The organism is Bacillus sp. AK128, assembly GCF_053903075.1.
Genome location: NZ_CP096379.1, coordinates 2,141,745 through 2,161,393 on the forward strand (window position 1 = coordinate 2,141,745; position 19,649 = coordinate 2,161,393).

At 36.8% G+C, this 19,649-nt stretch carries 21 protein-coding genes and 1 pseudogene; 17 read left to right on the plus strand and 5 right to left on the minus strand.

Annotated elements, in window-relative coordinates; all coding sequences use genetic code 11:
• Window positions 1–105: 105 nt before the first annotated feature.
• From M1D60_RS10670 to M1D60_RS10695, 6 genes and pseudogenes are all read left to right on the plus strand, one after another.
• Window positions 106–1,680: a peptide chain release factor 3 gene (locus tag M1D60_RS10670; protein WP_456279135.1), complete on the plus strand. Its 1,575-nt coding sequence runs from the start codon at window positions 106–108 to the stop codon at window positions 1,678–1,680.
• Between the two features lie 44 nt (window positions 1,681–1,724).
• Entirely contained in the window at window positions 1,725–4,013 is a 2,289-nt protein-coding gene (gene helD / locus M1D60_RS10675; protein ID WP_456279136.1) for an RNA polymerase recycling motor HelD, read from the plus strand.
• 286 nt (window positions 4,014–4,299) lie between these two features.
• Window positions 4,300–4,434 (plus strand): annotated as a pseudogene (locus M1D60_RS10680) (zinc-binding dehydrogenase); the annotation flags it as partial.
• 103 nt (window positions 4,435–4,537) lie between these two features.
• Window positions 4,538–4,972, plus strand: a complete 435-nt coding sequence (locus M1D60_RS10685) for a hypothetical protein (RefSeq protein ID WP_456279137.1) — start codon at window positions 4,538–4,540, stop codon at window positions 4,970–4,972.
• Window positions 4,973–5,110: 138 nt separating this feature from the next.
• Window positions 5,111–5,353, plus strand: a complete 243-nt coding sequence (locus M1D60_RS10690) for a hypothetical protein (RefSeq protein WP_456279138.1) — start codon at window positions 5,111–5,113, stop codon at window positions 5,351–5,353.
• 274 nt (window positions 5,354–5,627) lie between these two features.
• On the plus strand, window positions 5,628–6,215 hold the full coding sequence (locus M1D60_RS10695) for a hypothetical protein (RefSeq protein WP_456279139.1): 588 nt from the start codon (window positions 5,628–5,630) through the stop codon (window positions 6,213–6,215).
• Between the two features lie 62 nt (window positions 6,216–6,277).
• On the opposite strand, the gene M1D60_RS10700 is transcribed toward M1D60_RS10695, so the two are convergent.
• Together M1D60_RS10700 and M1D60_RS10705 are read right to left on the minus strand one after the other, a co-directional pair.
• Entirely contained in the window at window positions 6,278–6,727 is a 450-nt protein-coding gene (locus M1D60_RS10700; protein ID WP_456279140.1) for a cupredoxin domain-containing protein, read from the minus strand.
• Between the two features lie 163 nt (window positions 6,728–6,890).
• On the minus strand, window positions 6,891–7,040 hold the full coding sequence (locus tag M1D60_RS10705) for a hypothetical protein (RefSeq protein WP_456279141.1): 150 nt from the start codon (window positions 7,038–7,040) through the stop codon (window positions 6,891–6,893).
• Between the two features lie 141 nt (window positions 7,041–7,181).
• On the opposite strand from M1D60_RS10705, the gene M1D60_RS10710 reads away from it, so the two are divergent.
• The 4 genes from M1D60_RS10710 (at window position 7,182) to M1D60_RS10725 (ending at window position 10,434) form a co-directional block, all read left to right on the plus strand.
• On the plus strand, window positions 7,182–8,501 hold the full coding sequence (locus M1D60_RS10710; protein WP_456279142.1) for a TrkH family potassium uptake protein: 1,320 nt from the start codon (window positions 7,182–7,184) through the stop codon (window positions 8,499–8,501).
• A 72-nt stretch (window positions 8,502–8,573) separates the two neighbouring features.
• Complete coding sequence (locus tag M1D60_RS10715) at window positions 8,574–8,810, plus strand: spore germination protein (protein WP_456279143.1); 237 nt, start codon at window positions 8,574–8,576, stop codon at window positions 8,808–8,810.
• Between the two features lie 411 nt (window positions 8,811–9,221).
• Window positions 9,222–9,911, plus strand: a complete 690-nt coding sequence (locus M1D60_RS10720; protein WP_456279144.1) for a DUF421 domain-containing protein — start codon at window positions 9,222–9,224, stop codon at window positions 9,909–9,911.
• A 322-nt stretch (window positions 9,912–10,233) separates the two neighbouring features.
• A complete protein-coding gene (locus tag M1D60_RS10725; RefSeq protein ID WP_456279145.1) occupies window positions 10,234–10,434 on the plus strand; it encodes a cold-inducible protein YdjO-related protein in 201 nt (66 codons plus the stop codon).
• A 282-nt stretch (window positions 10,435–10,716) separates the two neighbouring features.
• Here the strand turns inward: M1D60_RS10725 and pepF are convergent, their stop codons facing one another.
• Together pepF and M1D60_RS10735 are read right to left on the minus strand one after the other, a co-directional pair.
• The gene (pepF, locus tag M1D60_RS10730) at window positions 10,717–12,531 is read right to left on the minus strand and encodes an oligoendopeptidase F (RefSeq protein WP_456279146.1); all 1,815 of its coding nucleotides are present in this window, start codon (window positions 12,529–12,531) and stop codon (window positions 10,717–10,719) included.
• Between the two features lie 135 nt (window positions 12,532–12,666).
• Entirely contained in the window at window positions 12,667–12,918 is a 252-nt protein-coding gene (locus tag M1D60_RS10735) for a transcriptional regulator SplA domain-containing protein (protein ID WP_456279147.1), read from the minus strand.
• A gap of 153 nt (window positions 12,919–13,071) precedes the next feature.
• Here M1D60_RS10735 and M1D60_RS10740 point away from each other — a divergent pair, with 153 nt between their 5' ends.
• Genes M1D60_RS10740 through M1D60_RS10750 form a run of 3 tightly spaced genes read left to right on the plus strand, consistent with a single transcriptional unit; the run spans window position 13,072 to window position 14,805 of the window.
• Window positions 13,072–13,950 (plus strand): MYG1 family protein, encoded by an 879-nt coding sequence (locus tag M1D60_RS10740; protein ID WP_456279148.1) that lies wholly within the window; start codon window positions 13,072–13,074, stop codon window positions 13,948–13,950.
• Between the two features lie 28 nt (window positions 13,951–13,978).
• A complete protein-coding gene (locus M1D60_RS10745; RefSeq protein WP_456279149.1) occupies window positions 13,979–14,449 on the plus strand; it encodes a GNAT family N-acetyltransferase in 471 nt (156 codons plus the stop codon).
• 17 nt (window positions 14,450–14,466) lie between these two features.
• Window positions 14,467–14,805, plus strand: a complete 339-nt coding sequence (locus M1D60_RS10750) for a nuclear transport factor 2 family protein (protein ID WP_456279150.1) — start codon at window positions 14,467–14,469, stop codon at window positions 14,803–14,805.
• A gap of 984 nt (window positions 14,806–15,789) precedes the next feature.
• Here M1D60_RS10750 and M1D60_RS10755 read toward each other — a convergent pair.
• A complete protein-coding gene (locus M1D60_RS10755) occupies window positions 15,790–16,542 on the minus strand; it encodes a hypothetical protein (protein ID WP_456279151.1) in 753 nt (250 codons plus the stop codon).
• Between the two features lie 210 nt (window positions 16,543–16,752).
• Between M1D60_RS10755 and M1D60_RS10760 the strand changes: the two genes are divergently transcribed.
• The 4 genes from M1D60_RS10760 to M1D60_RS10775 all read left to right on the plus strand — a co-directional run bounded on the left by M1D60_RS10760 (window position 16,753) and on the right by M1D60_RS10775 (window position 19,590).
• Window positions 16,753–16,908: an aspartyl-phosphate phosphatase Spo0E family protein gene (locus M1D60_RS10760; RefSeq protein ID WP_456279152.1), complete on the plus strand. Its 156-nt coding sequence runs from the start codon at window positions 16,753–16,755 to the stop codon at window positions 16,906–16,908.
• Between the two features lie 140 nt (window positions 16,909–17,048).
• Window positions 17,049–17,672 carry a CAP domain-containing protein gene (locus M1D60_RS10765; RefSeq protein ID WP_456279153.1) on the plus strand — a complete coding sequence of 208 codons (624 nt, stop codon included), beginning with the start codon at window positions 17,049–17,051 and terminating at the stop codon, window positions 17,670–17,672.
• Between the two features lie 317 nt (window positions 17,673–17,989).
• The gene (locus M1D60_RS10770) at window positions 17,990–18,961 is read left to right on the plus strand and encodes a ring-cleaving dioxygenase (protein WP_456279154.1); all 972 of its coding nucleotides are present in this window, start codon (window positions 17,990–17,992) and stop codon (window positions 18,959–18,961) included.
• 23 nt (window positions 18,962–18,984) lie between these two features.
• Window positions 18,985–19,590 (plus strand): alpha/beta hydrolase, encoded by a 606-nt coding sequence (locus tag M1D60_RS10775; protein ID WP_456279155.1) that lies wholly within the window; start codon window positions 18,985–18,987, stop codon window positions 19,588–19,590.
• Window positions 19,591–19,649 lie beyond the last annotated feature (59 nt).

Genomic DNA, 19,649 nt, shown 5'->3' on the forward strand with positions numbered 1-19,649 from the left:
AATCGGTAGTTTTTATGTGCAAATGGGCTAATTTATTGACTTTTGTTGCATTTTTCGGTAAAATTATCATTCTGATTTGAAATATTCTGTAAAAAGAGGGACGGCATGAAAACAGAATCTACTAAAGATAAAATATTGTCACGAAGGACCTTTGCGATTATCTCCCACCCAGATGCTGGGAAAACAACATTGACTGAGCAATTGCTTTTATACGGTGGTGTAATTCGTGATGCTGGTACGGTAAAAGGAAAGAAGTCTGGGAAATTTGCTACATCAGATTGGATGGAAATTGAAAAGCAACGTGGAATTTCCGTAACATCAAGTGTGATGCAATTTAACTATAAAGATCGAAACATTAATATACTCGACACACCAGGGCATCAGGATTTTAGTGAGGATACGTATCGAACGCTTACTGCGGTTGATAGTGCGGTCATGGTAATTGATTCTACAAAAGGAATTGAAGATCAAACGATTAAACTATTCCAGGTATGTCGAAAGCGCGGAATTCCGATTTTTACTTTTATGAACAAGATGGATCGTATAGGGAAAGATCCTCTTGAATTATTAGCTGAGCTTGAAGAAGTGCTAGGGATTGAATCTTACCCGATGAATTGGCCGATTGGAATGGGTAAAGAGTTCCTAGGAGTATATGATCGCTTTTATAACCGAATTGAACAGGTTCGTGTGGAGGAAAAGGATCGCTACATCCCTCTTGATGAAGATGGAAGAGCATCTGAATCTGCCCCTATTGTTCAAAATGATCTATATCAAAAATGCTTAGAGGAAATTGAACTGTTAAGTGAAGCAGGAAATGAATTCTCTAAAGATAGAATTAAAAATGGAGAATTAACTCCTGTATTTTTTGGAAGTGGACTAACCAATTTCGGTGTTCAAACATTCCTTGATACGTATGTTGAACTAGCGCCATCACCGCAGCCACGACATTCAACAGAGGGCGATGTAGACCCTACAGAAGCTCCGTTTTCAGGCTTTATTTTCAAGATACAGGCTAACATGAATCCTGCTCACCGAGATCGTATCGCCTTTTTACGTATTTGCTCTGGTAAATTCGAAAGAGGAATGAATGTAACCATTTCTCGTACAGGAAAGCAGGTTAAATTATCTCAGTCTACTCAGTTTATGGCTGATGATCGACATACGGTTGATGAGGCTGTTGCTGGCGATATCATTGGCTTATATGATCCAGGTACGTACCAAATTGGAGATACGTTAGTGGATGGAAAAGACTTATTCCAATACGATCGACTTCCACAGTTTACACCTGAGCTATATATTAAAGTTACAGCTAAAAATGTTATGAAGCAAAAGCAATTTCAAAAAGGGCTCACTCAGCTTGTACAAGAAGGTGCCATTCAGCTCTTCCGTTCTGTGCAGCTCGAGGAATATATACTAGGAGCGGTTGGTCAGCTTCAATTTGAAGTATTTGAGCACCGAATGAAAGGTGAATATAACGTTGATATCTCGATTCAGCCAATGGGCTCAAAAATTGCGAGATGGATTGACGGAGAAGTATCCGAGAATTTATCAAGTTCTAGAAGCTTACTAGTTAGAGATCGTTATGATAAAAAAGCCTTTCTATTTGAAAATGATTTTGCATTAAGATGGTTTGAGGAAAAGAATCCAGAAGTTAAATTATATAATCCTATGGAGGTTTAACGTGATATCACGTTAAACCTTCTTGTCCTGAAAGGAGATTGTTGATGTCTTTACCAGAACATCCGGATTACCAAGATGAACTAAAGCGACTACAGTTTACGAGAAATTATATCGAATCAATTATTATTGCAACGGAAACCTCGAAGGAGAATTACCGTGAGAAAATGGCTGAAGCATTTCAGGATTTAAATTGGCTGGATAGTAGTTTAAGCTATTCCAGTATTTTAACGAATGCTCAGTTTATGGAGCGGTCTGCAGAAGAGGTAAGAAACCTTAAAAAGATTCGACCTAAACCTTATTTTGCTAGAATTAACTTTAGACATCATGATCGACATCAGGACGAAATTTTATATATCGGTAAGGCCTCAGTGTTTGACCGGGAAACCCAACAGCCCATCATCGTAGACTGGAGATCCCCAATTGCGAATGTGTACTATGATGGTAGACTTGGTGAAGTGGAATATATGGCTGAAGGTGAGACCTATGAGGGATATCTGTCTTTAAAAAGGCAGTACGAGATAGAAGAAGGCTCTCTTCAGAGTTACCGGGATGTGGATTTGACCACGAATGATGAGCTTCTTCAAGACTCATTAGCAAAAAGCTCGGATAATCGTTTAAGCGAGATTGTCTCAACGATTCAGGCGGAGCAAAATGAAATTATTCGCGCGGATTTAAATCGGCCCATTATTGTTCAAGGTGCGGCTGGTAGTGGGAAGACCACGATTGCATTACATAGAATTTCTTATTTTATTTACACATTAGGTCAAGAGTTCGATCCAGAGAATATGATGGTGATTGCACCTAACCGGTTGTTTATTGATTATATTTCTGATGTTCTTCCTGAACTAGGTGTAGATCGAATTCGTCAGACTACTTATATTGACTATGTTCAACAATGTATTGGTAAAAAAATAAAGGTGATTCCACAAGAGAAAAAGCTTGTGGCAATGGTTCAAGACGATCAAGAAACGGTTGAAACGATTAAATGGATTTCGGCTTTTAAAGGGTCATTTGAATACCAAAAAATGATTGACCGGTATATGAAGGAAGTTCGGGCAACTTTTTTCCCTGAAGAAGATTTTGCGGTTGAAAAGTTCAGATTGATGACAGCGAAAAAGCTTAAGCATCTTTTCTTGAATGAGTATGACTACCTTCCTTATTATCGGAGGGTTGAGCGAATTAAAAAAGTGCTCCAAGGTGATGTAAGGCGAAAGAAGAAGCAAATGCTTCATAAGGTTCAAGTAATCTATGAGCATAGACTTGATGTTGCCTTATCTATTAAGGAACCTCTACAAAGAAGAGTGAAGGTTTCGGCTTGTATGGATGAAAAGGATCAACGTCTAGGTGAGTTAACGAAGGCAATTAAGTCCTCTGTTACCACCTATATGAAACAGTATCCTAAACAGACTTTACTAGCTTACTATCAAGATTTCTTTGAACGTGATAGATTTACAAGATTAGCTGACGGAATCTTATCCAAAAAAAAGGTACATGAATTTCTTACTTATCAGGAAGCACTTTTTAAGAAGAATAGTTATGAAATTGAAGATTTAGCCTCTCTTTTATATTTACAGCATTATTTATTCGGGGTTACTCCTGAGTTAAAGGCTAAAAATGTAGTTATTGATGAAGCGCAAGACTATAGCTACTTCCAGTTTTCTGCATTAAAATCGTTGCTAGGGACAGATATGTTTACAATTGTTGGGGATCTTGCACAAGGAATCCATGCCTATCGTGGAATGACTGACTGGCAAGTACTAGTAAATAAAGTCTTCCCACGTGCGAATTATGTTACGATGCAAAAAAGCTACCGAACAACAGTAGAGATCATGCAGGCAGCAAACGAAGTTCTTGATTTAATGGAAGAAGATATACCTAAGGTAGAGCCTGTAGTAAGGCATGGTGAAAAGCCGGTATTCATACAAACAGAAGAAATGGACGACGTGATTCAGTCTATTTTAAACAGGATTCAAAATCATAAAGAAGAAAAATGTAAAACCTTTGCAATTATCACGAAAACTGAACGAGACGCAAGAGCCCTTCATATTGCTTTTAAACAACAAACCAAACAAGAAACTAGTTTATTAGTGGATATGGATTCAATGGCAAGCAGTGAGGTAGTCATCATACCTTCCTATATTGCAAAAGGCTTAGAGTTTGATAGTGTTTTTATTGTTAGCAGGGAGGATTCCTATTCCTTAACAGATGTTGATATAAAACTTTTATATGTAGCCATGACTCGACCGCTTCATCGTTTAACCCTTATAGGTAAAAAGAAGAACGATCTACTACTTAATTGGGTAAAAGACCATTTAGTTGAGTCGGAGACATAAGCTAGTTGTATGAGAACTTGGTAGCCAACTAAAATGATCCTGTAGAGAAGCATACGAAATAGCATACTAATTAGCAGACCAAATCGCATATGATTTGGTCTGTTGTTTTTCCCTTTATATCAATGGTTATTGAGTATAAACACTTGGAATCTCATGCTAAATCGCACCTTAAATAGCTTATTAAAATAGCTGTTGTCAGCGTGATAATTACTATGTCATTTGCTATAGTGAATTTAAACGGCCATCAGTAAATTGTAATTTTATGTTAAATTAAAAATAGAGTTTAATCGCAAAATATATTGAGGCAGGAAATATCAAACCCATAATTGATAGAGTTTTTCTTTTTGAAAATACTCAAGAAGCTATGGAATATGCAGAGTCTGGAAGGGCTAAAGGGAAGATAATAGTAAAAATCAAATAGTTAAGTTAAAGGATGAACTCCCATGCTAGGCGAATCTTTCATATTGAACGGAGAAGTTTAATGAAAGAAGGACTTAAACTATAATTTGTAGGTGTTGAATCATATGCATAATTGGAAATATAAAACCACAAATGATTTTTTTGACTACTTGGATTTTCACGACTGCATAGTTGAGAAGACAATAGTTGAAAAAGGCACAGTCATTATTGATTTTGAATTTGTGTATGTTTCCCCAGAACATCCTCTTAATCCATATGGTGTAGCAAAATCAACAGATAGATGCAGGCTTACTTTCAATGAAGTAATTGATAGTAATGGGATTATTCACTTTGAAGATGGGACGGAAAAGCAAGTTCAAATAACTGACTTAGAAGAAATGGAATTCTTGCAGTTCAACCATAAACCATTAGAAAGTTATATCATTTTTAAAATGTTTGGTACTGATTGGAGAACACATCAATTTTGTAGTATTCAAATTAAAGCAATCGGTTTTACTTTAGAATGGAATGATTTTAATGAAAATGCTTGGTATGTCTAAAACCAATTAGGACATCTTTGGTGAAATTCTTATTGAAGTAAAGGGGGCATTTCTTTAATTAGCAGTCGAATATAAGTTTATATAAATAAGCATTTCTTCTATGGTATAATAGTTTTATATGTTTAAAGAGGTGATTATATGGATAATGAACAATTGTTAAAAATCATCTTAGAGCGGTTTGATAAAGTTGACCTACAATTTAAAGAAGTACTAAATAGGCTTGATAGTATTGAAAGAAGTCAACAAGAAGATGTTCAAGGAACTTTAAACGTAATATCTAAGAAGGTTGACGGAGTTATGTATGACGTTGAGTTTTTAAGTGAAAAGACAGGTAAACACGACACTAAAATTAATAGCCTAGAAAAAAGAATTCAGTCTTAACATTGGCTGGATTTTTTTATTTTATATAGATGTGAATTTTATGTACTTAAAGTGACGGGGGCTATTATTCAATAACAATGGTTTAATTTTAGAAAAATTGAACCATTGGAAACAAGTTGGGGTTGAAGTATTGAAAATTGGAACAGTATTAATTTGTAAGGTACCACACATTACACCTGAAGCGTGGTTCCATATAATATTGTAAAGTTAAAAGGACTGTTAATGTAATATATAGAATTATAAAGGTAAAAGGATGAACCATGGAGGAGAATTAATGAGTGAAAAGTTACTACCCAATTTCGTTATTAGTCATACTGGAGTGGTTTCCAATGCGTTTTTAGAAAGAGGGATTAATACGTTTCACCAAGCCTTAAAATACATAGGAGAACTTCCCTACGGTAGGAATAATAATCGGACAGAATGTATGTTAGTTCTAAGCGAGAATAAAGGGACCTGTAGTACGAAGCATGCCTTGCTTGCCCAATTATGTATGGAACAAGATGTAAGAGACATTAAACTATACACAGGCATTTATGATATGAATGAGGAAAATACTCCAGGTGTAGGGGGTGTTTTACAACAGTATGGGTTGAACTCCATTCCTGAAGCCCATTGCTACTTAAAGTATCAGGAAGGTCGGTTTGACTTTACAAGATTATCTGTAAAAGGTGAACCGATTCAAGAATTTTTGACTGAACTAGAAATCATTCCGTCACAGATAGGCGATGACAAGGTTCGCTTTCACCGAAGCTATATACCGACATGGCTAAAAAATAAGGACCTTGTACATAAATTAAGCGTAGAAAAGTTGTGGGAAATAAGAGAAGAATGTATTAAGGCTCTATCCGAACTTAATTGTTAGGGATTAGGAAGCTTGAGAATGTTGTCCTCAAGCTTTTTTGCTTGGTTTATGAGATGAACTCGTTAATCCACGACAATATAAGCAATCATTGGTCCGTTATGGTCTATATCAGCATGAGCTGTACAAATTAACCGGTATGTACCTTCTTTAGAAAATGTTAACCGGAGAACCGTTTCTTCCCCTTTTTTAACGACTCCTTTTGCATTCGTACCTTCAATGAAAAAAGGATGTTCTTTTCCATTTACTCCGAAAATACTGAGAGTTATTTCTTCATTTTTAGGAACAACAATCGTTCCAGGATCGAAGCGATAGGATTCTATTTCTTTTCCATCGTCTGTTTTTGAAGAAAATTCTCCAGTTACCATATGAAAGGTATATACGTTATGCTCTAAATCAGTCTCTCCGTCAACTGGCAAAGCACTTGGTCTAAAAAACAGTAGACTGCACATGACTAATACCAACCCCAAGGCTGCATAAATAATCCAGTTTCTTTTTATAATAACAAATCTCATTCATACCCCTCCTTAAAATTTCACTTAGTTTATATGTATGTGAATAGAAGGGGGTTTTGTCCATTTTTTTCATAGACATCCATGAGAAATTGAAATTAATCATGGATGAACTCATTTTCGTATAAAACAACCGTGTATATAAAGGCGAAAAAATAGCTCTCTGTTAGGCAGACTTTCTATCATCTTCATCTTGGATTGATGGAGCTTGATTTAACTCCCAGTAATAGACTTTTGGAAAACCAACATATAACCAAAGGTCTTTTAGCAGTGATCCTCCTACGAAATAAACAAGTTGCCAGTCTATTTGTTTCATCTTTATGCACCTCTTCCGTTGATTACTATTAGCATACATATCGACTAAGTTGTCTTATGATATTTTTTTCTTTACAAGTGGATAAAGCGGGAGTATGATTCTTGACATAATACTATTTGAACGTATGGTGAGGTCCTTGTGATGAAAATTAAATATATTAAGTTAAATCCCTCTCAGCTACTTGTGCTTGTATTTACGGTGTTTATATTACTAGGCACAGTGCTGTTAATGCTTCCAATTTCAACGAATGAATCCATTACCTGGATTGATGCACTATTTACTGCAACGTCAGCGATGACAGTAACGGGGTTAGTGGTATTTGATACAGGTACCGTCTATACCACATTCGGTGAGGTGATCATCTTATGCCTTATACAAATTGGCGGCTTAGGGATTATGTCATTTGCGGTCCTCATTTTTATCGTATTAGGAAGAAAGATTGGGATGAAAGAACGAATACTCGTCCAGCATGCATTAAATCAAACGTCCCTTGGTGGGGTTATTAATCTAGTTAAATATTTATTTATCTTTTCGTTTTCAATTGAGATCATTGCCATGCTTTTCTTAGCCATTAGATGGGTTCCAGAGTATGGGTGGGGTGATGGTTTATATTACAGCCTTTTTCATTCCGTTTCTGCATTTAATAATGCTGGTTTTGGACTATGGCCTAATAACTTAATGAGTTATGTAGGTGATCCCATCGTAAACATTATTATTTCACTTCTGTTTATAATTGGTGGGATTGGATTTACTGTTTTATTAGATATTAAAAGCAAAAATAGCTACAAACGACTGTCACTTCATACCAAACTGATGATTTGGGGTTCACTATGCATTAATGTGTTTGCGATGTTAGTGATCTTCGCCATAGAATATGGTAATCCCCAAACTTTAGGTTCTCTTTCGTTTATAGAAAAGCTGTGGGCTTCTTATTTCCAAGCAGTTGCCCCTAGAACAGCGGGTTTTAATACCCTTGATTTAGCGGCATTAAAAGAACCGACGATTTTACTTATTATCATTCTGATGTTTATTGGTGCGGGAAGTGGTTCAACCGGTGGGGGAATCAAGTTGACCACCTTTATCCTGATCATATTTAGTGTCATCTCATTTTTAAAGGGGCGCGAAAATATCGTGGTTCTTAGAAGGACGATAAAAGAACAATTAATCGTAAAGGCATTAGCAATTACCGTGATTTCGTTACTCTTTGTCGTGTTAGGAATTTTTATTTTGAGCTTAACAGAAAACGCCCCTCTATTATCAATCTTTTTTGAAGTCGTATCGGCATTTGGGACAGTTGGCTTAACACTAGGTTTAACCTATACATTAACACCGATAGGGAAATTGGTTATTATTGCGATCATGTTCTTTGGCAAGCTGGGTCCATTAACGATGGTATATTCCCTTGGGAAGCCTAAGAAAGAAAAAATTAAATATCCAAATGAGGACGTTTTAACTGGGTGAATGGAGACATTCACCTTTTTCCTTTTTAGGCCATAATCTAATGAAAGAACGTAAACAAAAGGAGATATGCATATGCCTTCATTCGTAGGTGGTGTTCAAATTCATAATGTAGGGGACGGTGCCTTTACAGTAGGGGATGCTTTTAGAATTTCTCCTAATGGTGTCTCCCATGATAAAGGAGGAGCTGGTGCTTTTAATACAGGTTCATTTATGAATGTTTCAAGTAAAAGAAGTGTAACTGGTGTGTTAGATTCCGATATTAGTGATCAAATGACAACTTCACTTCGTCCGTTTTTATTAAATATATAGCTGTGTTAAAGTACAGTGTTGATTTTTAGCAGAGTTGATTGAAGTGGAAGGACGCGAGACTCCTGTGGGAGAAGCGTGGTGAAGGAGACCCCGCAGGCGGTAACGCCGAGGAGGCTTAATGGAACTTCTGCTAAGGTCGCTCACGTCCTGTGAGCAACGCAGAAGCCAGCACATCCTGTGCAAGTGCGGAAAGCGAGTGTCCTGGAACGGAAATCAACAACAAACTTTAACAGAGCCAAATATATAAGTAGAAGAAACAAGGCTACTAGAAGTCATAGAGTTCTAAATTGGCACTTTCAATAGTTAAATTATAAATCAAACTAATACGTTCCAATCCGATTAGTATGTATATAAAACCCTTTGATGAGTCACTTTAATAGTATCTTATTTAAAAAGGGAGTATGGACTGAAATGGATTGGAGCTTACTTTGGAAAGCAGCCATTATTGTTCTGGGTGGTACACTCTTACTTAGAGTAGCAGGACGTAAATCAATATCACAGATGACCATTGCGCAGGTAGTAATTATGATTGGGTTAGGCTCACTATTAGTCCAGCCTATCGTAGGAACAAACGTATGGATGACTGGTTTAGTGGGTTTCATGTTAGTGCTTTCATTAGTTGTTATTGAATTTTTACAGGTGAAATTTAATTTTATTGAGAAGTTTATTACGGGTCAGTCAAAAATTCTAATTGAAAATGGAGACATTAAACATAAAAATCTGTCAAAATTAAGAATGACGGTCGACCAATTGGAAATGCAACTGCGTCAAAATAACGTAACGAATTTCTCAGATGTCCAATATGCAACCTTGGAGCCAAATGGTACGGTAGGATTCGTTTTAAAGCCTAGTAAACAAAATGCAACCAAAGAAGACTTAGACCAAATTAGAACAGATATACAACAGCTTAAACAGTATATGGATACATTAATACCGAAAACTAAGGTTATTTATAAAACTTCAAAGGACACCAAGGCCATTAACAAAACACCATCTATAGCTAGTCAAACAAATTACAAGCAAAAGCCCACGGAAAATGGCTTATTTGAAGAGGTTACGCATAAGGGACATAAACAAGAACCGCCTGAATTTCTTCAATAGGGGTCCTTTACTTGCTATTTAGACCAAACTGTTATATAATATATTCTTAAGCAAACATTACTTTTTGAATTTTTCACATATTTTAAAAAAGTGATCATGATTTTGGTACTTTTTTACAATATGTGATTTTTTTATGAATGTTTGGCATATACTATAAATGTTGGAGGTTTTTATGGAAAAGCAGTAAAGATTTAAAGTAGGCTGAGATAAGCAAAGTCTGTTCTTTGCACAAATCGTAGTCTGTATTTTTGATTTTCAATAAAATAAGGTGTGTGTTCCGAGTTGCGTAACCACTACTCTTATTGTATAGGGGGCAAAAGTAATGGTATTTGGAAAAAAACCAATGGAAGAAATAAAAATGGCTGTCACAAAAGTGTGGGAGTGTACATCAGATACATGTAATTGCTGGGTAAGAGATAATTTTAAGAGCAAGGAAATTACTACATGTCCAATTTGTAGTAGTCAAATGGAAGCTTCAGAAAAAGAACTGCAAGTCATTCATAACCACTCCGTAGCAGAATAATGTAATCCCTTCAATGTATCCACTTAATTTTTAAGACTTTTCCATGATCCCAAATTATTAAACAATATCTTATAGAAAAAAGCACTAATTTTTCTATTCCTAATTCTCACTGGCATGACCTAGGAGTCATAAGGATGGAGGAGAGGTAGGGCTTTCATTGTTTTAGGATTTACAAAAGATTAAGTTTCATTCTTTACTAAGACCACCTAGAAATTGAATTTACTATGTAAAAACCCCTATTCAGAATTTCTCTGAAGTAGGGGTTTTTTATGGTTTACTTTCTTAGGCAAAGCTTTTTTCTAGTTCATCAATCAGTGTGCCCACATAGGCAACAGCCTTTTTAATAGCATCCGGTTTCGTCATATCTAGACCTGCATATTTAATTAATTCCTGTGGAGTCATCGTTCCACCAGCTTTAAGAACCTCTAACCATCGATCAACGACTGGTTGACCTTCTTCTTTGATGAGCTGTGCAACAGCTGTTGAAACTGTAAGACCAGCTGAATAGGTGTATGGATATAGTCCCATATAGTAATGTGGCTGACGCATCCAGGTTAATGATGCACCTTCATCAATCTCTACTGTATCTCCCCAGAATGATTTCAACACGTCTGCTTTTTGCTCGCTAAGGGTAGTAGCGGTTATTGATTTTCCTTCTTCAGCTAAACGATACACTCTGCGCTGAAGCTCACCTTCTAATAAGTGAGTAACAAAATTATGATAGTACGTTCCTAGGAATTGAAGAATAACCCAACGTCTCATTCTTGGATCCGTTGTATTTTCTAAAATATGCTGACCTAGTAATAACTCATTCATTGTAGAAGGTGCTTCTACAAAATAAGTAGATGGTCTAGTGTTTAAAATCGTTTGGTTTTTATTAGCAAGGTAGAAGTGACCAGCATGACCAAGTTCATGTGCAAGGATAAATGCACCTCTCATTGTGTCTATCCACGTCATTAAAATGAACGGATGTGACCCATAAGGACTTGCACAAAATGCACCGGTTGATTTTCCGATATTATCTGGTAAGTCAACCCATCGTTCGGATAAGCCTTTTTCCATAATTTCTACATATTCAGGACCCATTACCTGAAGGGACTCTAAAATAATTTTAGATGCTTCTTCATATGTGGTTGCTGGATTAAAGTCAGGGTCTAGAGGAGCCTTTAAATCACAAAACTTTAACGTATCAAGACCAAGTACTTTTTTCTTTAATTTAGCAAACTTCTGCATATGTGGAGCTAGTTCTTGCTGAATAACATCTAACTGGTTGTTATACATTTCTTCAGTTACCTGTTGGGGTTTAAGAAGCATATCCGTAACTGAATCATAACCACGTAATTTTGATAGAGTAACTTGTTTCTTGATCTCAGTCGCGTAGGTAGCCGCATATGTGTTTTTATACTGCTTTAATGTCGATGTAAATGAATCAAAAGCTTTTCTTCGTAAATCTGTATCAGATGAAAGCTCGTAATGATCTTCAAATAATGCAAACGACACAGGCTGCTCATTACCATTCTGATCTACAATGGAGTCGAACTGCATATCAGAAGATTTACTTCTAGAGTAAATCATATAAGGCGCTCCGTGAACTTCCCCTAGTAAAGCAAGTGCTTCTTCAGTTTCAGGTTGAAGTTGATATGGCTTTGCTTCTAAAATATCCTTCAAAACCTTTCGATATGTAGTTAATTCATTATTTTCAGCTAAGTAGCTCTCGACTTGACCGTCAGGAAGACTTAAAATCTCTGAATTAAAAAATGAAACAGCTGCGTTTACTTTAGCTAAAACGGAGCCAATTCTTGATGTATCAGATTGATTTACTGGATTCGTCCCATCTTCTGAAATTCTTAAGTTTGCATAGGTTGCAATTCTTACTACTTTTTCTTGTAGAAGCTCCTGAGCTTTTATACAATTTAACAGGTTTTCTGCACTTTGACCAAGCTTTCCTTTATACTGTGTTACGTTAGGAAGAGCCTCCGTTACTTCATCGATTGCAGCCTCGAAGTCTTGATAGGTTGAAAATAAGTCTTCTAATTTCCATGTGGTTTCTACTGCTACTTCTGAACGGCTTGGGCGTTTGACGACTGTTTTTTCCATTTGTCTTGTCTCCTTTATACAAAAGTTATTTCGTGTTGCTAATTAAATTTCATTATAGAACATACAAGGTCGTATTGTCAGTATTTTTTAAAAATTGTCAAAAAAAAAGAGAGACGAAGTTCGTCTCAGCTAAGATTATAAAGTGGGCTGATCTCCATATAGTTCTTGATAAGCAGTTTCTGCTGCTTGTTCAGAGCTAAATAATGCATCATCGTCCTCAATCACATGGAAGGTTTCATGAAGAAATAGCGCTAATTTACCAGGGTCATGTGGGTGTTCGACAATTTCTGCCTTTTTAACATTAGCAACTGAAGCCGTATGTGGGTTATGATAAATGACGTAAACCTCATCGCCTGATCTGGTTTCTTTTGGATCAATGGTTTCCATAGAAGTACTCCTCTCGATATGAATTTTGTTTTAGTGTATGGTAACTGGGAAACGAATATAAGAGGTAAAATCGGGAAAAATGATTTTTTAATAAAGTTAAAATTAGGGGAAATTAAGTAGTCTTAAAGCATATTAAAAAAGGTGGTAATTTTGGTGAATATAAAAAAAGTAGGCACACATAGTGGGAGCTTTCATGCTGATGATGTTGTAGCATTTGTTATTTTAGATGAGTTATATGGTCCTTTAGAGCTAGTCAGGTCTAGAGAAGATGCAATTCTTTCAACTTGTGATGTAGTATTCGATGTAGGGGGTGGTCAGTATGATCATCATACGAACGATAAGGAATACCGTGAAAATGGAATACCTTTTGCAGCAGCAGGTTTAGTGTGGAGAGATTTTGGAAAATTGCTTTTAGAAAAGAGAGGGTTTCAGCAGGATTCCATCAATAGAGTGTTTAACTATATTGATGAGCAATACATACAAGGCCTAGATGCAATCGACAATGGGGTGCGTTTTAAGCGAGAGTTAATTATCCCAGATTTAACTTCAGAGATACAGCGATTTAATCCTAAATGGAATAAAGCTCAGGATGAAAATGAACAGTTCCAGAAAGCTGTTCAATTTGCGAGAATTTCTTTTGTTAATTTACTTGAGGACCAGTTATCGAGGCTTGAAGCGGTAGACATTGTGAAAGAAGCCTACACAAATCGAACTCAGAAAGAGCTATTAGTGTTAGAACAACATTGTCCTTGGCAAGGCTCGTTGATGGATATGGATCGAGAAGAAGAAGTTAAGTTTGTCATTTATAAGGATCCAAGAAAAGGTTATTTAATTCAGGTGGTCCCAGTTGGACGAAATACATTTGAAGCTAGAAAGGATTTACCAGAGGACTGGGCTGGGAAAGACGCAGATGAATTAAATCAAATTATCGGTATTGAGGATGCCATTTTTGCTCACCCTGCTCGTTTTATAGCGGGAGCCAAATCGAGAGAAAGTATCATGAAAATGGCAGATTTAGCATTAAAGGCTTAATAGTCATAGAGGAGAAACGAAAAGACAAATGGTTGAGCTAAGAGCAGTTAACAGAGAAGAGAAAAAAATACTAGAAAATCTTTTTGAATACTATGTATACGAGTTCAGTCCTATCATAAACATAGATGTTTCAAGCGAAGGTAATTATGGGTTTGGTAAAATAGAAGAATATTTTTCAAATCCTAATTTTTATCCCTATTTTATTATGGAGGAACAGCAGCTAGCTGGATTTTGTATCGTAGAAAAAATGGTTGAGAAAGATTTTGATTACCGAATTGATCAATTCTTTATATTAAAAAAATATGGAAATAAGGGAGTAGGTAAAGCTGCTGCGATAAAAGCCTTCGAATTATTCCGTGGAGACTGGCAAATCACTCAAACAGAGACTAATTACCGAGCTCAGGCATTTTGGCGCAAGGTTATCAAGGAATACAGCCAGAATACATTTGAAGAGTCATATGATGAGCAGAGACGGTCCGTACAAACATTTACAAATTAAGAAAAGGGGAAGCCAATATGTTAAAACCAGAAGATCTAGCACAGATGCAATTAGATGCCTATAATGAACAGGATATTGAACGATTCGTTTCTGTTTATAGCGAGGATGTACTAGTACGAGAATTCCCATCAAATGACGTTATGCTATCTGGAATGGAAGAATTCAGAAATAGATATGCCAATTTATTTTTAACTAATCCAAATCAACATGCCGCTCTAGTTTCAAGAACTGTAAAAGGAAACATCGTGATTGATCACGAACACGTAACCGGCAGAGCAAATGGTGTTGATACAGAAGCAATTGCTATTTATGAAGTAGCCAATGAGAAAATTGTTCATGTTTGGTTTGTGAAATAGAGCAAGACCTCGTTCATAAGGTAGATGAACGCCCGAAAGAGTGAAAAAAGCATGAGGAAGGTCGTTCATTAAGTAGATGAACGCCCGGATGGGAGAAAAAATGGGGGGGAGGTCGTTCATAAGGTGGATGAACGCCCGAATGAGAGAAAAAATCATGAGAAAGGTCGTTCATAAGGTGGATGAACGCCCGAATAAGAGAAAAAAGCATGAGGAAGGTCGTTCATAAGGTGGATGAACGCCCGGATGAGAGAAAAAAGCATGAAGAAGGTCGTTCATAAGGTAGATGAACGACCGAATGAGAGAAAAAAGCATGAAGAAGGTCGTTCGTAAGGTGGATGAACGCCCGGATGAGAGAAAAAAGCATGAAGAAGGTCGTTCATAAGGTGGATGAACGCCCGGATGAGAGAAAAAAGCATGAGGAAGGTCGTTCATAAGGTAGATGAACGCCCGAATGAGAGAAAAAAGCTTGAGGAAGGTCGTTCATAAGGTAGATGAACGCCCGAATGAATGAAAAAATGGGGGGGAAGGTCGTTCATAAGGTCGATGAACGACCGGATGAGAGAAAAAAGCTGGGGAAAGGTCGTTCATAAGGTAGATGAAGGACGAAACTACTGGAGAATCAACGAGAAAAGTCCTTCATCCCGCCGATGAAGGACGAAACGACTAAAGATCCCACGAGAAAAGTCCTTCATCCTGCCGATGAAGGACAAAACGAGAAAGATCCAATAAGAAAAGTCCTTCATCCCGCCGATGAAGGACAAAATGAGTAAAGATCCCACGAGAAAAGTCCTTCATCCCGCCGATGAAGGACAAAACGAGTAAAAATCACACAAGAAAAGTCCTTCATCCCGCAGATGAAGGACAAAACGAGTAAAGAAACCACAAGAAAAGTCCTTCATCCCGCCGATGAAGGACAAGACGAGTAAAGAAACCACGAGAAAAGTCCTTCATCCCATCGATGAAGGACAATCCCTCGTCCAGGTGTTATTGCTTTGTAATTTCCTCTTTTGTCTCTTCCTCATTATGCTCGATATAATCGGTATCAGACTTACTTCTGAAAAAACCGGTTGTGAACTTAAAGCTGTTTTCTATTTTGTCAGTGAGGAAAGAGAACCTTTCGAAAATGACGCCCTTTAAGTACTCGAGCTGTCTTGAGATTTTTTGAGTTAGGGCTTCCTGACTGTCTAGGCGCTCCATTAAAGTTTGGTGGAACGCTTCTTGAATTTCAAGTTTTTCTGAAAGAGTCTTACATAGATCTTCTTGGCTTACGAGCTGCTGATGAATAAATTCAAGCGTTTGATCATTTGCTTTAATATGCTTTGAAAGCTCTTGAGTTGTTTGGTCCTGCGCGTTTAATCCATCAAAAATCACTTGGCTCATAAGCTCATCATTATTCATTTTCTTCCGTAATTCTTGACTTAACTGCTCCACATGGTAAATACGCTCTAATATGAATTGACTAGTTTGTTCTTGTTCTCCAAGACGGTTTTGTAGCTTTAGATTTGAATCCTCATGCTTTGAAATGAATTGATTAAAATGATTCATATGCTCTAATTTTGTATCATGCATTTGATGATTCATTTTCAAAATAGACGCACTTAGTGTTTGGTTCATCTCTTTTTGTTGCTCCATATATTCCTTGATGTCACTTGTACGAAACAAGTATTGATTTGAACGTCTATTGTCAAGCGAGGATGTAAATAACTTTGCTTGTGCAGAGTTGTTTTCATTAACCATCTGATAATCACTCCTCTAACAATATGTTGGATCAAAAAATGTTATTCTATTGTATGAGTTTGAGACTTGTATACGTGCAAAAAGATTATTCACTTTCTAGTTCCTCAATTGAGAAATTTGTCTTTTTATAGCTTTATTCGTCGAATGGATATTAAACTTTATCAATTCCTGTCATAATAGAAATTGTATTTGAAAAAAGGACGGGTTGAGATGAATGATACAAACCTCAAACAAGAAATTGAAAAAAAGAGAGATGAAATGACACAGCTTGGTATTCAAAAAGGCTTAACTGATGCAAAGACGATCCAGTCGAGTCAACAATTAGATCACCTATTAAATCTCCTTCAAACAAATAAAAAAGATTGAAATTTTTAAGAAGCCATTGGCTTCTTTTTTGTTGTGTGCCACATAAAAAAGTGGCTAAATTTTAAAAAGATGAATGGTAGATAAAAAAGGCGACAAAATAAGTATTGGTTGAAACTATTACTTAATAATTGGAGGAAAACATGCTAAGAAGAATTATTGCTATTATGTTTGTAAGCTTACTTCTATTCCCAGTGTATTCAAATGCTCAAATTAAAATGTTTAAAGAACCACCATTTTCACATTACAAAGTTTCACCTGGGGATTCATTTTGGTTTATTGCTAAACGTTATGGGCTAGATTACCGTGAATTGATGAGACTCAACCCTGATGTCCAACCAACAAACATGCATGTGGGCGAGGTCATTCGATTAAAAGATACTGCTTCAAACCATAATGCATTTGAAGACCAAGTTGTGCAATTAGTTAATCAAGAACGAGCAAAGCAAGGCCTAAAGGCTCTTACTCATCGAGCAGATTTAAAGGCTGTAGCTCATAAGAAGGCTGAAGATATGATTAACTCAAACTATTTCTCACATACGAGTCCTAATTACGGATCACCATTTCAGATGATGAAAACGTTCGGTATTAGTTACACAACAGCTGGAGAAAACATTGCTAAAGGTCAAAAGACACCACAAGAGGTAATGAATGCTTGGATGAACTCACCAGGCCATAAAGCAAATATTCTCAAGCCTGAATTTGATTCAATTGGTGTAGGTTTTTACCACGGGGCATGGGTACAAATGTTTATAAAAGCAAGATAAAAAGAAAAAGCACTCCTTTTTTAGGAGTGCTTAATCATCAATTGAAGGGAATCAATAAAAAAGACGCCATAAAGGCGTCTTTACGCATTGAGGCGACAGACTGCACGCCACATCGTGCATTCGCGCTAATCGCGAGTGTCAGTCGACTTACACAATTCAGCTCATCGCTAAATAAATATAACATCTTCCATCAAAAAAGACAAGTACCATTTATTTCTTGTTAAGCCCAAATAGTTGCAAAAAAATAGAGAATCTATAACAATAGAAGATAAGATATCTTTAATTCAAACTAATTTTTATTGCTAGGAGGTACACTTATGGATTTGAAGCCTCTTAAAGGGCAGCATCATGTTTCAGCCATTACTGCAGATGCGAAGAAGAACTATGAATTTTATACAAAAACATTGGGGTTAAGACTTGTTAAGAAAACAGTGAATCAAGATGATACGTCTGTTTATCATTTATTTTATGCAGATGAGCGGGGAAACCCTGGTACGGATTTGACTTTCTTTGAAATCCCTCGTGCTGGTCATACTTATTATGGAACCAATAGTATTTCATCAACATCATTACGCGTACCGAATGATGAAGCATTACAATACTGGAAATCTCGATTTACTGAACTAGGTGTAGAACATGAAGAGATTTCTAATGAAACAGGACGTGCTACGCTAACTTTTATGGACTTTGAAGGTCAAAGGCTCATGCTTGTATCTGACCAGGATAATCAAGGCGTCGAAGGTGGGAAGCCATGGGATCAGAGTCCAATTCCTCAAGAATACGCAATTATAGGACTTGGCCCTGTCTTACTTACTGTTTCTAAGAAGGAACTGACAGCTAGGGTTTTAACAGAGATCTTAGGGTATCGTGAAACAAGAACCTTTACGGCTTATGGTAATGAAGTAACGGTATATGAAACTGGTGAGGGTGGTACAGGTGCAGAAGTTCATCTATTAGAGCGCTCTGATTTACCAAGAGAGAGACCAGGTCGTGGCAGTGTCCATCATGTTGCATTTAGAGTAGAAAGTCAGGATGAACTCAATAAGTGGGTGAGCTTTTTAAAGGAGCAACGAATACCGAATTCAGGATTTGTTGAACGCTACTATTTTAAGTCTCTATACTTTAGAGAACCAAATGGAATCCTGTTTGAATTAGCAACAGATGGTCCAGGATTTGAAAGTGATGAATCGTTTGAACATTTAGGTGAAGGATTAGCACTTCCGCCTTATTTTGAGGATCAGCGTGAAGCGATCGAAGCTAAGTTAAAACCACTGGATACAAAAGAATAAACGACAGAAATGAGGATATAAAAATGGAGCATGTGTTTAAAAAAGGGACTTCCGACCAAACGTTATTATTACTTCATGGAACGGGAGGGAATGAGAGAGATTTATTACCACTTGCTGAAATGATAGCACCTGATGCTTCTGTTCTGGGGATTAGAGGCAATGTACTGGAAAACGGAATGCCACGCTTTTTCCGTAGACTTAGAGAAGGTGTCTTTGATGAGGAGGATTTAATCTTTCGAACGAAGGAATTACACGAAACGATTAATGAGCTGTCTGAACGCTATGAATTTAATCGTGATGAAGTTGTAGCCATTGGATACTCTAATGGTGCCAATATTGCAGCAAGCCTTCTTTATCATTATGAGAACTCTTTAAAAGGGGCAATATTGTTTCACGCAATGGTGCCTTTACGAGGAATTACGCTACCTAATTTAAGTGATACACCTGTATTTATAGGAGCTGGAAAGCGAGACCCGTTAATTCCTGCGCCTGAAACGAAGGAGTTAGCCGAGGTATTAAGAAAAGCCCATGCAAATGTAACCGAGCATTGGGGTGAAGGTGGCCATGAATTAACAAGAGAAGAAGTTGATCAGGCAAAACTTTGGTATGGTGAAAACATAAAAGCATAAATGTGACGCGAGACCTTTTGTACTAGTTGCAAAGGGTCTTTTCTATGTAGAAGGAAGAA

Coding starts and splice junctions, on each gene's coding strand:
- M1D60_RS10695 (WP_456279139.1), top strand. CDS start 5,628: ATGAGTGAAAAGTTACTACCCAATTTCGTTATTAGTCATACTGGAGTG.
- M1D60_RS10755 (WP_456279151.1), bottom strand. CDS start 16,542: ATGGTTAATGAAAACAACTCTGCACAAGCAAAGTTATTTACATCCTCG.
- M1D60_RS10735 (WP_456279147.1), bottom strand. CDS start 12,918: ATGGAAACCATTGATCCAAAAGAAACCAGATCAGGCGATGAGGTTTAC.
- M1D60_RS10690 (WP_456279138.1), top strand. CDS start 5,111: ATGGATAATGAACAATTGTTAAAAATCATCTTAGAGCGGTTTGATAAA.
- pepF (WP_456279146.1), bottom strand. CDS start 12,531: ATGGAAAAAACAGTCGTCAAACGCCCAAGCCGTTCAGAAGTAGCAGTA.
- M1D60_RS10715 (WP_456279143.1), top strand. CDS start 8,574: ATGCCTTCATTCGTAGGTGGTGTTCAAATTCATAATGTAGGGGACGGT.
- M1D60_RS10760 (WP_456279152.1), top strand. CDS start 16,753: ATGAATGATACAAACCTCAAACAAGAAATTGAAAAAAAGAGAGATGAA.
- helD (WP_456279136.1), top strand. CDS start 1,725: ATGTCTTTACCAGAACATCCGGATTACCAAGATGAACTAAAGCGACTA.
- M1D60_RS10770 (WP_456279154.1), top strand. CDS start 17,990: ATGGATTTGAAGCCTCTTAAAGGGCAGCATCATGTTTCAGCCATTACT.
- M1D60_RS10700 (WP_456279140.1), bottom strand. CDS start 6,727: ATGAGATTTGTTATTATAAAAAGAAACTGGATTATTTATGCAGCCTTG.
- M1D60_RS10720 (WP_456279144.1), top strand. CDS start 9,222: ATGGATTGGAGCTTACTTTGGAAAGCAGCCATTATTGTTCTGGGTGGT.
- M1D60_RS10745 (WP_456279149.1), top strand. CDS start 13,979: ATGGTTGAGCTAAGAGCAGTTAACAGAGAAGAGAAAAAAATACTAGAA.
- M1D60_RS10685 (WP_456279137.1), top strand. CDS start 4,538: ATGCATAATTGGAAATATAAAACCACAAATGATTTTTTTGACTACTTG.
- M1D60_RS10710 (WP_456279142.1), top strand. CDS start 7,182: ATGAAAATTAAATATATTAAGTTAAATCCCTCTCAGCTACTTGTGCTT.
- M1D60_RS10670 (WP_456279135.1), top strand. CDS start 106: ATGAAAACAGAATCTACTAAAGATAAAATATTGTCACGAAGGACCTTT.
- M1D60_RS10765 (WP_456279153.1), top strand. CDS start 17,049: ATGCTAAGAAGAATTATTGCTATTATGTTTGTAAGCTTACTTCTATTC.
- M1D60_RS10750 (WP_456279150.1), top strand. CDS start 14,467: ATGTTAAAACCAGAAGATCTAGCACAGATGCAATTAGATGCCTATAAT.
- M1D60_RS10775 (WP_456279155.1), top strand. CDS start 18,985: ATGGAGCATGTGTTTAAAAAAGGGACTTCCGACCAAACGTTATTATTA.
- M1D60_RS10725 (WP_456279145.1), top strand. CDS start 10,234: ATGGTATTTGGAAAAAAACCAATGGAAGAAATAAAAATGGCTGTCACA.
- M1D60_RS10705 (WP_456279141.1), bottom strand. CDS start 7,040: ATGAAACAAATAGACTGGCAACTTGTTTATTTCGTAGGAGGATCACTG.